Source organism: Burkholderia sp. SIMBA_062 (genome assembly GCF_046534765.1).
Classification (GTDB): domain Bacteria; phylum Pseudomonadota; class Gammaproteobacteria; order Burkholderiales; family Burkholderiaceae; genus Burkholderia; species Burkholderia ambifaria.
In genome coordinates, this window is record NZ_JAWRYD010000015.1 from 1 (window position 1) to 12,468 (window position 12,468).

Annotated in this window: 9 protein-coding genes and 3 pseudogenes; 11 read left to right on the forward strand and 1 reads right to left on the reverse strand. The window is 62.6% G+C overall.

Features of this window, described 5'->3' with window-relative positions:
* Positions 1-310: 310 nt before the first annotated feature.
* The 4 genes and pseudogenes from SB786_RS17830 to SB786_RS17845 form a co-directional block, all read left to right on the forward strand.
* On the forward strand, positions 311-655 hold the full coding sequence (locus SB786_RS17830) for a winged helix-turn-helix transcriptional regulator (RefSeq protein WP_006758715.1): 345 nt from the start codon (positions 311-313) through the stop codon (positions 653-655).
* A 96-nt stretch (positions 656-751) separates the two neighbouring features.
* Positions 752-871 (forward strand): annotated as a pseudogene (locus SB786_RS17835) (transposase); the annotation flags it as partial.
* Positions 872-1,184: 313 nt separating this feature from the next.
* On the forward strand, positions 1,185-1,490 hold the full coding sequence (locus SB786_RS17840) for a hypothetical protein (protein WP_410728730.1): 306 nt from the start codon (positions 1,185-1,187) through the stop codon (positions 1,488-1,490).
* Positions 1,382-1,672 (forward strand): annotated as a pseudogene (locus tag SB786_RS17845) (ExbD/TolR family protein); the annotation flags it as partial. The gene SB786_RS17840 and the pseudogene SB786_RS17845, both read left to right, overlap by 109 nt.
* Before the next feature lie 163 nt (positions 1,673-1,835).
* Here SB786_RS17845 and SB786_RS17850 read toward each other — a convergent pair.
* A pseudogene (locus tag SB786_RS17850) lies at positions 1,836-2,006 on the reverse strand (IS3 family transposase); the annotation flags it as partial.
* Positions 2,007-2,259: 253 nt separating this feature from the next.
* Here SB786_RS17850 and SB786_RS17855 point away from each other — a divergent pair.
* From SB786_RS17855 to mobB, 7 genes are all read left to right on the forward strand, one after another.
* Positions 2,260-3,531 carry an MFS transporter gene (locus SB786_RS17855; RefSeq protein ID WP_410728731.1) on the forward strand — a complete coding sequence of 424 codons (1,272 nt, stop codon included), beginning with the start codon at positions 2,260-2,262 and terminating at the stop codon, positions 3,529-3,531.
* 75 nt (positions 3,532-3,606) lie between these two features.
* Positions 3,607-4,992 (forward strand): NarK family nitrate/nitrite MFS transporter, encoded by a 1,386-nt coding sequence (locus SB786_RS17860; RefSeq protein WP_410728589.1) that lies wholly within the window; start codon positions 3,607-3,609, stop codon positions 4,990-4,992.
* 198 nt (positions 4,993-5,190) lie between these two features.
* The gene (locus tag SB786_RS17865; protein ID WP_410728590.1) at positions 5,191-8,916 is read left to right on the forward strand and encodes a nitrate reductase subunit alpha; all 3,726 of its coding nucleotides are present in this window, start codon (positions 5,191-5,193) and stop codon (positions 8,914-8,916) included.
* Positions 8,913-10,466 (forward strand): nitrate reductase subunit beta, encoded by a 1,554-nt coding sequence (narH, locus tag SB786_RS17870; protein ID WP_410728591.1) that lies wholly within the window; start codon positions 8,913-8,915, stop codon positions 10,464-10,466. The genes SB786_RS17865 and narH overlap by 4 nt, the downstream gene beginning before the upstream one ends.
* 26 nt (positions 10,467-10,492) lie before the next feature.
* Complete coding sequence (narJ, locus tag SB786_RS17875) at positions 10,493-11,173, forward strand: nitrate reductase molybdenum cofactor assembly chaperone (protein WP_410728592.1); 681 nt, start codon at positions 10,493-10,495, stop codon at positions 11,171-11,173.
* Complete coding sequence (narI, locus tag SB786_RS17880; RefSeq protein WP_410728593.1) at positions 11,170-11,853, forward strand: respiratory nitrate reductase subunit gamma; 684 nt, start codon at positions 11,170-11,172, stop codon at positions 11,851-11,853. The genes narJ and narI overlap by 4 nt, the downstream gene beginning before the upstream one ends.
* Positions 11,854-11,923: 70 nt before the next feature.
* Entirely contained in the window at positions 11,924-12,451 is a 528-nt protein-coding gene (gene mobB, locus SB786_RS17885) for a molybdopterin-guanine dinucleotide biosynthesis protein B (RefSeq protein ID WP_410728594.1), read from the forward strand.
* The last annotated feature ends 17 nt before the right edge of the window (positions 12,452-12,468 follow it).

Genomic DNA, 12,468 nt, shown 5'->3' on the forward strand with positions numbered 1-12,468 from the left:
ATCGCGGTGGAGAATCCAGTACGTGCCTTGACGTCGGTCGGATTTAGCCCCGAGACATGGACGCGTACCCGCACCTCGTCTGGGCCCGGTTCCGGGGTTGGCAAATCTCCGACGATCAATACATCCCGGGCGGCGCCCTGGCGTTCATAGAAGGCTGCTTTCATGCGTTGTGCTCCAATCCTTACTGCATCAAAGAGACATGCGGCCGCGGTTCAGTTCACGGTATGTCGATATATCTTGGACTCCATGGGAGTTTTCTACAACTAAGCACAAGTTTGATATATAGGTTAATTTTTTATACTATTGGTTGATGGACAAACCAGACACGCATGAATATCGATGTACGGTAGAAGCGACCGTTGCGGTCGCGGGCGGAAAATGGAAGCCGTTAATCATCTACTACCTGCTTAGAGGTACAAAGCGATTTGGTGAGCTTCGTACCCTCATCGGTGGCGTTACGCAGCGTTCACTGACACTACAGCTTCGTGAGCTGGAGGCGCATGGCATTGTATCCCGCGAGGTATTCGCCGAAGTGCCGCCTCGTGTCGAATATTCACTGACGGAATTCGGCCGCAGTCTCGCGCCGGTGCTCGACGCGATGAAGGAATGGGGAGATCGTTACGTCTCCTGGCGCGGATCACAGGGGCAGGATTGACGTGGCCTGCCCCTACAAACCGGGCCAGTCAGCGCCTCGTAAAGTTCGTTTTCGGCGAAGAAGACGAACATGAAAAAGCGCTTTACGGAAGAATAAATCATCGGGTTTCTGAAGGAAGCCGAGGCCGGTATACCGGTGAAGGAGCTGTGCAGGCAGCATGGCTTCAGTGACGCGTCGTTCTACACCTGGCGCGCGAAGTTCGGCGGCATGGGGGTCAACGCGCGGCACGACGGGCGATCGGTCGATGCCGCGCGCATCGCACACGCGCGCCGGCTGCGTGTCGTGCAGCAATCCCGGTCGGCACGTTGTTGCTTGCGCAACAGACGCGTATGTGCGGGCCGCACTGCGCAAGTCGGGCATCGTGCGCCTGCGCCGCGCCAGCCGGCCTTCGATACGCCCATCGCCCCGCTGGCACGATTGCTGCTGATTCGTTGCCGTGCGTTGCGGCGTTGCGACGCGAGCCCATCCGTTCAACCGATCAAGGAACCCTCCTCTGGGCGTATTCCGCGAGGTGCCGGAAGTCGACGTGGTGATCCATGTACACGGCCCGTATCTCGGTGCGTGGGCGAGCGCGCATCGTCCGCTGCCGATCCGTTATGCGCCGGCCGCGCGCTACACGCGCGCGCGAGAAATCCCCGTCTACATCGATCGCCGCCCCGGCGAGCCGCGCTTCATCGTCGACACGATCCGGCGCGATCCCGACGTGCCGGCGATCATCGAGGCGAACGGCGGAACCTGCCGGTCGGGAATCCGCCCGCACCGCCGCATCCGCCCCAGGTCGTGCAGATCGACATCGGCGCGGACGGGACGGTCAACTGGAACGGCGCGGCAGTGAGCGGCGCCGCCGCGCTGGACGCGAAGTTCCGTGAGGTGGCGGCGGAGACCGAGCAGGACGAGATCCGGCTGCGCCCGGACAAGTCCGCACCTTACAAGGCGGTGGCCGAAGTGCTGGCCTCCGCGCAGCGCGAAGGTGCGACGAAGATCGGGTTGATCGGCAGCGAGCAGTTCACGCAATGAGTCGCTCGAAAGCGTCGGCGATTGGTCGAGCTTCAGCGCTCGACGACTGATCGCAGTACGTCGGGCAGTCGCTATTTCAGCAATCTCGGCACCATGAAGTCGAGGTGGCGGAGGAAGCGCCTTTACATCTATATCAGTAGAACAAACGAATAAAAATCATGAGCATGGGGTGGCCCTGCCGCTCCAGAAAGATCTGGATGCGGCGGTAACCATAACGCGGATATTGCGCCGACAGGATGTTCATCGCTGCCAGCACCGGCGCATCCCGCACGGCCAGCGTCGATTCGTAATGCAGCGTCGATCAGGCGACCGACATCAGCGCGCACGCACGTCGCAAGCGCCAAGATCCTTTTTACGCGGCTCACCCGAAGCTCGATCGATATGCGGCGAAAAATACAACGCTGAAATGCCGCACCGTGCGCTCGGCTTCGCATCCCGCTTCCCGCACCCCGAAAGAAGTAAGCCAATCGGACTAGTCCATCATGCGTAGCGACCTTTCGACTCGCCGCACCATTGGCGGATAGGCATCGCCTGCGATCCTCCTTAACCTTGTCATGAAATCCTTCAAGACAAGTAAGGGGCGCACGATGAGCGTTGTCAGACTACCGACTGCCGCCGATACGGTGCACGATGCCCGGGCGTGGCGTGTACTGGGTGCGAGCACTTTTGCATTCACGATCTGCTTCGCGATCTGGATGATCTTTGCCATCCTCGGCATCCCGCTCAAGGAGCAGCTGCACCTCACAGAAACCGAGTTCGGGCTGATCGTCGCCACGCCGGTGCTCACCGGCTCGCTTGCGCGCGTACCGCTCGGCATATGGTCCGACCGTTTCGGTGGCCGTATCGTTTTCTTCGGCGCGATGATCGCCACTATCGTGCCGATATGGCTGATCTCGTATGCCACCGAGTTCTGGCAATTTCTCGTGCTCGGCCTGTTCGTCGGCTTGGCGGGGGCCACGTTTTCGGTGGGCACGCCCTATGTTGCCCGCTGGTTTCCGAGGTCGCGCCAGGGTCTGGCGATGGGCATTTTCGGCGCGGGCAATTCGGGGGCGGCACTCAACAAGTTCGTTGCCCCGGCACTGATGCTGGCCGCAGGCACGTGGACCATCGTGCCCAAGGTCTATTCGGTGGCGATGCTGCTTACCGCGCTGGGTTTCCTGCTCTTTTCCGTGTCCGATCCTTCGCATCGAAACCCCGCAAGGCAGAGCCTCGGCAGCCAGATCCGCGTGTTGACGGATCGGCGAGTGTTGCGCTACTCGCAGTACTACTCCGTCGTATTTGGCGGTTATGTCGGCCTGGCGTTGTGGATGCCGCAATACTATGTGCGCCAGTATGGCTTCGACATCCAGCATGCCGCGTTTCTCGCCGCCTGTTTTTCGTTGCCGGGCGGCGTACTGCGTGCGCTGGGCGGCTGGCTGTCGGATCGCCTCGGCGCCCACCGCACCACGCAAGCCGTGATGTGGACGACGCTCGCGTGCTTCTTCGTCCTCAGCTATCCCGACACCGACTTCGTCATTCATTCGGCCGACGGCCCGCTCGCATTCCATATCTCGACGGGGCCCGTGGCTTACACGGTGCTGATGTTCGTCGTCGGCGTGGCGATGGCCATCGGCAAGGCATCCGTCTTCAAGTACGTTTCCGACGATTTCTCCACGAACATCGGCGCGGTATCCGGCATGGTCGGCCTGGTCGGCGGGCTGGCCGGATTCATGCTGCCTGTCATGTTCGGGATGCTGAACGATATGACCGGCGTGAACAGTTCCTGTTTCATGCTGATGTTCGGCGCTACGGCCGTCAGTCTCATCTGGATGCAATTCACATTCCGCACGGGCCGCGCGCTCGAGCGCGACAAGCCGTGACGGAGCCGATCGCCGGCTGACCGAATTTTCCTGTGTATCACGCCTTCGGGCACACCTTCTTACCGAGCACATACCATGTCCAGATATCTTCTTACCCGTTGGGAGCCCGAGAATACGACCTTCTGGAACGCGGGCGGCGAAGCAGTGGCACGCCGCAACCTTTGGATTTCGATTCCGGCGCTGATGCTGGCGTTCGTCGTCTGGTCGTTATGGAGCGTCGTGGTCGTGAACCTCGACAAAGCGGGATTCCATCTGTCGAAAGACCAGCTGTTCTGGCTCACCGCGCTGCCGGCGGTGTCGGGGGCAACGCTGCGCATTTTCTACTCGTTCCTCGTGCCGATCTTCGGCGGACGGCGTTTCACCGCGATCTCGACCGCGAGCCTGCTGATTCCGGCGCTCGGGATGGGTTTTGCGTTGCGCGATCCATCCACCAGCTATTCGACGCTCCTGATACTCGCGCTGCTCTGCGGGCTGGGCGGGGCGAACTTCAGTTCGTCCATGGCCAACATCAGCTTCTTCTTTCCGAAATCGAAGAAAGGCTTCGCGACCGGGATGAATGCCGGGATCGGCAATCTCGGTGTGTCGGCGGTGCAGTTCGTCACGCCGCTCGTGGTGTCGACCGCCTTGCTCAGTGGCTTCTTCGGTGACGGTCAAACCATCGTCGACCATGGCGTGGAGCGCAGCATCTGGCTGCAGAACGCAGGCTTCGTGTGGGTGCCGTTCATCGCTGTGACCGCGCTCGTGGCCTGGTTCGGCATGAACGACATCGCGGACGCGAAGGCGTCGTTCGCGGAGCAGGCGGTGATCTTCAAGCGTCGCCACAACTGGCTGATGTGCGTGCTCTATATCGGCACCTTCGGGTCGTTCATCGGCTTCTCGGCGGGCCTTGCCTTGCTGACGAAGGCGGAGTTTCCGGCGGTCAACCCCACCGCGTACGCGTTTCTCGGGCCGCTGGCCGGCGCGCTGACGCGTCCGGTTGGCGGCTGGATCGCGGATCGGCTCGGCGGCGCACGCGTGACGCTGTGGACGTTCATCGCGATGATCGCGGCGGTCGCGGGCGTCATCGCGTTCTTGCCGAGCGGCGGGACGGGCGGCAATTTCGCCGGCTTCCTCGCGATGTTCATCGTGCTGTTCGCACTGACCGGCATCGGCAACGGCTCGACGTTCCGGATGATCCCGGTGATTTTCCTGACGCAGAAGCAGCGCGAGGCCGAAGGTCAGCCCGAACATCGCCGCACGGAGCTTCTCCGCGAGGCTGGCAAGGAATCGGCCGCGGTACTCGGATTTACCGCGGCCATCGGCGCGTACGGCGGGTTCTTCATTCCGAAAAGTTTCGGGACATCGTTGGACCAGACGGGTTCGCCGGTCATGGCGCTGTACTGCTTCATTGGTTTCTATGTCGTCTGCGCCGCGGTGACGTGGTTTTGCTACGCCCGGCGCAACGCCGGCATGCCCTGTTGACGAGAGGCGCCGACTGCGCCTTTCGGACTAGTCCATGTGGAGCGGCCGAAGTCGGCCACTAGTCCGGATGCGCCGGCCTGTCTGCTCCCTTTGAAGAATGGGTAGCCGCGCATCGCGCCCATACACTCTAACCATCGCATCGGTGGCCGTGCGAGCGCACATAAGTGCTGCACGCGGCCGCCACGCACGGAGAAACGGATGAGTCACTTTCTGGACCGGCTGAGATTCATGTCGCGCGTCAAGTCGACCTTTTCAGGTGGACATGGCGCGGTGGTGGATGAAGACCGCAAATGGGAAAACGGCTATCGCAGCCGTTGGCAACACGACAAGATCGTGCGCTCGACGCACGGCGTGAACTGCACGGGGTCGTGCTCGTGGAAGGTCTATGTCAAGAACGGCCTGATCACATGGGAAACGCAGCAGACCGATTACCCGCGCACGCGCGCCGATCTGCCCAATCACGAGCCGCGAGGCTGCCCGCGCGGCGCGTCATATAGCTGGTACGTGTATTCGGCGCAGCGCGTCAAGTATCCGATGATCCGCGGCCGTCTGATGGAAATGTGGCGCGAGGCGCGCCGCACGCTGGACCCGGTCGCGGCCTGGGCGTCGATCTGTGAAGATCCGGTCAAGGCAAAGCGGTACAAGAGCGTGCGCGGCCTGGGCGGCTTCGTGCGAGCGGACTGGGACACCGCCACGGAAATCATCGCCGCGGCCAATGCCCACACGATCGATAAATACGGCCCCGACCGCGTGATCGGCTTCTCGCCGATTCCGGCGATGTCGATGGTGTCGTATGCGGCCGGCGCGCGATACCTGAGCCTCATTGGCGGGGCCTGCCTGTCGTTCTACGATTGGTACTGCGACCTGCCGCCCGCCTCGCCGCAGGTGTGGGGCGAGCAGACCGACGTGCCGGAATCGGCGGACTGGTACAACTCCACCTACCTGATGGTGTGGGGCTCGAACGTGCCGCAAACCCGCACGCCGGACGCGCATTTCTACACCGAGGTGCGCTACAAGGGCACGAAGACCGTGGCGGTTTCGTCGGACTTCGGCGAAATGGTCAAGTTCGGCGACATCTGGCTCGCGCCGAAGCAGGGTACCGATGCCGCGCTCGCGATGGCGATGGGGCACGTGGTGCTCAAGGAATTCCACGCGACCGGAAAATCGACGTACTTCCGCGATTACGTCAAGCAGTACACCGATATGCCCATGCTGGTCACGCTGCGCGACAACGACGGCGCGTGGGTTCCCGATCAATTCCTGCGCGCATCGCAGCTCGCCGGCAATCTCGACGAGGCGAACCATCCGCAATGGAAGACGCTCGTGTTCGACGCGACGAGCGGCGACATCGTGGCGCCGAACGGCTCGATCGGTTTCCGCTGGGGTGAAGGCGCACATAACGGCGGCGAGAAAGTGGGTCGCTGGAACCTTGAACTCAAGGACGGCGGCAGCGCACGCGCGATCGACCCGCGGCTCTCGCTCGTCGACGCGCACGACGACGTCATCGAGGTGAGCTTTCCCTATTTCGGCGGCGAACACGATGCGTTGCTCGCGCGGCGCGTGCCGGTGAGGCGCGTGGCGCTGGCCGACGGCACGCACGCGCTCGTGGCGACGGTGTACGACCTGCAGATGGCGAACTATGGGGTCGACCAGGGTTTGGGCGGCCCGAACGTGGCCGCATCGTACGACGACGACGTGCCGTATACGCCGGCATGGCAGGAAAAGCACACCACGGTGCCACGCAAGCTGGTGATCCAGGTCGCGCGCGAGTTTGCCGACAACGCCGATCGCACGCACGGCCGCAGCATGGTGATCGTCGGCGCGGCGCTCAATCACTGGTACCACAACGACATGATCTATCGCGGCATCATCAACCTGTTGATGATGTGCGGCTGCATCGGGCAGAGCGGCGGCGGCTGGGCGCACTATGTCGGCCAGGAGAAGCTGCGTCCGCAGTTCGGCTGGGCGCCGCTCGCGTTCGCGCTCGACTGGTCGCGCCCGCCGCGGCAGATGAACGGTACATCGTTCTTCTACAACCATACGAGCCAATGGCGCCACGAGAAGGTGGGACTCGACGAAATCCTGTCGCCTACGGCCGACCGTGGGCGCTACGGCAAGCTGTCCATGCTGGACCTGAACGCGAAGTCGGAACGCATGGGGTGGCTGCCGTCGGCGCCGCAGCTCGGCGCCAATCCGCTCGATGTCGTCGACGCCGCGAAGCGCGCGGGGCGCGAGCCGATCGATTATGCAGTGGAGCAGCTCAAATCCGGCGCGCTGAATTTCGCGTGCGACGACCCGGACAATCCGGCGAACTTTCCGCGCAACATGTTCGTATGGCGCTCGAACATCCTGGGCAGTTCGGGCAAGGGCCACGAATATTTCCTCAAGTATCTGCTGGGCACCCAGAACGCGCTGTTCGGCGACGAGGCCGACGCGATCAAGCCTGCCGAAGTGAAGGTTCGCGATGCTGCGGAAGGGAAGCTGGATCTGCTGACGGTGCTCGATTTCCGCATGAGCACCACATGCCTGTACGGCGATATCGTGCTGCCGAGCGCGACCTTCTACGAGAAGGACGATCTCAATACGTCGGACATGCACCCTTTCATTCACCCGCTGTCCGAAGCCGTGCAGCCGCTGTGGGAAAGCCGCAGCGATTGGGAAATCTACAAGGCCATCGCAGAGAAGTTCTCGGCGATCGGGGGCAAGCATCTGGGCACGCGTACCGATCTCGTCTGCACGCCGCTCATGCACGACACGCCGGGTGAGCTCGGCCAGGCATTCGAGCCGAAGGACTGGCGTCACGGCGAATGCGATCTGGTACCCGGCAAGACGGCGCCTTCGATGACGCTCGTCGAGCGCGATTATCGCGAGATCTACAACAAGTTCACCTCCGTTGGGCCGCTGCTCGACAAGCTCGGCAACGGCGGCAAGGGCATCAACTGGAATACGGCGCACGAGGTCGATGAACTTGCTCATCTTACCGGCCGCGCCAACCGAGAGGGTGTGAGCGGAGGCCGCCCGCGGCTTGAAACGGCGATCGATGCCGCCGAAATGATCCTGACGTTCGCGCCGGAAACCAACGGCCACGTTGCCGTCAAGGCGTGGGAGGCGCTGTCGAAGATCACCGGGCGCGCGCATACGCACCTGGCCAACGGCCGGGAGCACGACAAGATCCGCTTCCGCGACGTGCAGGCCCAGCCGCGCAAGATCATTTCCGCGCCGACGTGGTCGGGGCTCGAATCGGAAGAGGTCAGCTACAACGCGGGCTATACGAACGTGCACGAGCTGATTCCATGGCGCACGCTGACGGGCCGGCAGCAGTTCTATCAGGACCACCGATGGATGCTTGACTTCGGCGAAAGCTCGTGCGTGTACAAGCCGGCGATCGACACCAAGACGATCTCGCCGATGCTCGGCGCGAAACCGAACGGCGAGCATGAACTGGTGCTGAACTGGATCACGCCGCACCAGAAGTGGGGCATTCACTCCACGTACACGGACAACCTGCGCATGCTCACGCTGTCGCGCGGCGGGCCGCACGTATGGGTGTCGGAGTCCGAAGCAAAGGAGGCCGGCATCCGGGACAACGACTGGGTCGAGGTGTTCAACGTGAACGGTACGCTCACGGCGCGCGTGGTGGTCAGTCAGCGGGTGCCGCGCGGGATGTGCCTGATGTATCACGCGCAGGAAAAGATCATCAACGTGCCGGGCGCCGAGATGAGCGGCATGCGCGGCGGCATCCACAACTCGGTCACGCGCACGGTGCTCAAGCCCACGCACATGATCGGCGGGTACGCGCAGCAGGCTTATGGTTTCAACTATTACGGGACCGTGGGCAGCAACCGGGACGAATACGTGATCGTGCGAAAGATGAAAAAGGTCGAGTGGCTCGAAGGGCCGCTTAACGAAGGAGCAGCATCATGAAGATCCGTGCACAGGTAGCGATGGTCCTGAATCTGGACAAGTGTATCGGCTGCCATACATGTTCCGTGACGTGCAAGAACGTGTGGACTTCCCGCGACGGCGTCGAGTACGCGTGGTTCAACAACGTCGAGACGAAGCCGGGTATTGGTTATCCGAAGGAATGGGAGAACCAGGACAAATGGCAGGGCGGTTGGGTGCGCAAGGGCGAAGGGCGCATCGAACCGCGTCAGGGCGCGAAGCTGAAGGTGCTCGCCAATCTCTTCGCGAACCCGAATCTGCCGGCGATCGACGATTATTACGAGCCGTTCACGTTCGATTACGAGCATCTGCAGAAGGCGCCGCTCTCGCAAACGCCGCCCACGGCGCGCCCGGTGTCGGTGCTGACCGGCAAGAAAATGGACAAGATCCATTGGGGGCCGAACTGGGAAGACGATCTGGGCGGGGAATTCGATTCGCGCAGCCGGGATCAGCTGTTCGAGAACGTGCAGAAGGAGATGTACTCGAGCTTCGAGAACACCTTCATGATGTACCTGCCGCGCCTGTGCGAGCACTGCCTGAACCCGGCGTGCGTTGCGTCGTGCCCGTCGGGCTCGGTGTACAAGCGCGAGGATGACGGCATTGTGCTCGTCGACCAGGACAAGTGCCGCGGCTGGCGGATGTGCATTTCCGGTTGTCCGTACAAGAAGATGTACTTCAACTGGAAGTCGGGCAAGGCGGAAAAATGCATATTCTGTTTTCCGCGACTGGAGGCCGGCCAGCCGACCGTGTGCTCGGAAACCTGCGTGGGGCGCATTCGCTACCTGGGCGTGATGCTCTATGACGCCGACCGCATTTCAGACGCCGCGGCGGTCGAGGCGCCCACGGATCTCTATCAGGCCCAACTCGATTTGTTCCTCGATCCGTCCGATCCGGAGGTGCGTGCCGAGGCGTTGCGCCAGGGCATCTCGCAAAGCTGGCTGGACGCGGCCGCACGCTCGCCGGTCTACCGCATGGCTTGCGAATGGAAAGTCGCGTTCCCGCTGCATCCGGAGTATCGGACATTGCCGATGGTGTGGTACGTGCCGCCGCTGTCGCCCATCCAGTCGGCCGCGGACGCAGGCCATATCGGCATGAACGGCGTGATTCCGGACGTGCAGAGCCTGCGCATCCCGATGCGCTACCTGGCGAACCTGCTGACGGCGGGGGACGAGGCGCCTGTCGTCGCCGCGCTGAACCGGATGCTCACGATGCGCGCATACAAGCGTGCGGAGACCGTGCACGGCGTCGCCGACGAGCTGCTGCTTCGCAAGGCAGGACTGACGGCGGAGCAGGTCGAGCAGATGTATCAGGTCATGGCGATCGCGAACTACGAGGATCGCTTCGTCGTGCCGTCGTCGCACAAGGAGATGGTGGAGGACAGCTTCAACGAAAAGGGCAGCTGCGGATTCTCGTTTGGCAACGGCTGCTCGGGGGGCGCCACCGAGGGCTCGCTTTTCGGCGCGCGGACGGAGGGCGGAACGGTATTCGCCGACATGCCGAAGTCGCGCAGGAAGTCCACCTCGAACGGCTGACGGCCGGTTGATCCACGGAGATTATGATGACGCTTTATCCCATTCTTTCAGCGTTGCTCGACTATCCTGGCGAGGAACTGCTCGAGGCATTGCCGGAGATCAAGGACGCACTGCGCACGTCATCGCAAGCGCAGCGCGAACTGGCGCCGCTGCTTGCGGCGCTCGAAAGCCGTTCGTTGATCGAATCGCAGCAGGCGTATGTCGCGACGTTCGATCGCAATCCTTCGCATTCGCTGCACTTGTTCGAGCATGTGCACGGCGAAAGCCGCGAGCGCGGGCAGGCCATGGTGAATCTGCTGGACGAGTATCGGCTTCACGATCTGGACGTGACGGCAAACGAGTTGCCCGATTACGTGCCGCTGTTTCTCGAAGTGCTGGGCCTCGTCGAACCTTCGACGGCCCAGGCCCTGCTCGACGAGGCCATCCACATCCTGGCCGCGGTTGGCGAACGACTCGCGCGCAGCGAAAGCCCTTATGCGGGCGTGTTTGCGGTGCTTCGCCAACACAGCGAGGTCGAGCCGAAACCGATGATGAAGCCGCCCGTACGCGACATGGATGAGGCGCTCGAAGTGTTCGGCGTCGGTCCGGACGGGGTTGAGCCGCTGCTCACGCCGGACAAGATGCAGACCATCCACTTCCATCCGCGCAAATCGACGCCCGCTTCGGGCCGGGCCGCCCATGCGCACATCGAGAAGGACGCGAGATGAATACTTTCAACCAGTTCCTCTTCGGCATCTACCCGTATATCGCCGCCAGCATTTTTCTGTTCGGCAGTCTCTTGCGCTTCGAGCGCGAGCAGTACACGTGGAAGGCGGACAGTACCCAGCTGGTTCACCGGGGCAACCTGCGGCTGGGGAACATCCTGTTTCATGTGGGAATCCTGGGGTTGTTCTTCGGCCATCTGGTCGGCTTGCTCACGCCCGTCGCGGTATGGGACTGGCTCGGCGTGCCGCATCACGTCAAGCAGATGGTGGCAATGATCGCCGGCGGCACGATGGGCTCGATATGCCTGGCCGGCCTCGTGATCCTGCTGCATCGCCGCATGACGAATGCGCGGCTTTCGGCGCTCACGAGCGTGGGTGACCGGCTGCTGCTGCTCTGGATCCTCGCCACACTGCTGCTGGGCTTGTGGACCATCGGTGAATCGACCAGCCACATGGACGGGGCGATGATGGTGCGATTGATGACGTGGGCGCAGCATATCGTGACGTTCCAGGGCGATGCCGCGACGTATGTCGCCGGCGCACCGATCGTGTTCCGCCTTCACCTGTTCATGGGGATGACGCTGTTCGTGATCTTTCCTTTCACGCGGCTGGTGCACATATGGAGCGGATTCGCTTCGGTCACCTATCTGTCGCGTGCGTGGCAGCTCGTGCGCAGCCGATGAAAAACGGGGCGCGGCGCAGCGATGGTAATCTTCGCCGCGCATCCCTATCGAACCGCCACTCGGAAAGACGATGACTCGACTGTTCGGAATCGCCGGGCGTTCCGGCCAGGGCAAGACCACGTTGATCGAGGCGATGTTGCCGTGGTTCAACGCACACGGCCTCGACGTCAGCGTCGTCAAGCATAGCCACCATGCGCTCGAGCTCGAGCCGCCGCACAAGGACAGTGCGCGCTTCCGGGCGGCGGGCGCGCGCGAAGTGCTCGTTGCTTCGCCGGCGCGCTACGCGATCGTGTGCGAACTACGCGGCGACGCGGAACCATCGTTCGAATCGTTGATCGCGCGCCTGGCCCCGGCGGATCTCGTGCTGGTCGAAGGTTACTCGCGAGTCGATATGCCGTGCATCGAGGTGGTAAGGCCTTCGACGGGCTGTGAGCCGCTCTTTCCGACTGACGCCCGCATCGTCGCGGTCGCCTCGGATCTCCCTGTCGATGCGGCGGTGTGCTGCCTGCCGCTGAACGACCCGTCACGCGTCGCGGCGTACATCTGCCGGAGCTTGGATATCGACGTGGCGGATGGAAAACAGGGGGATAATCGCTGAATTATTCCTTGTGCCAT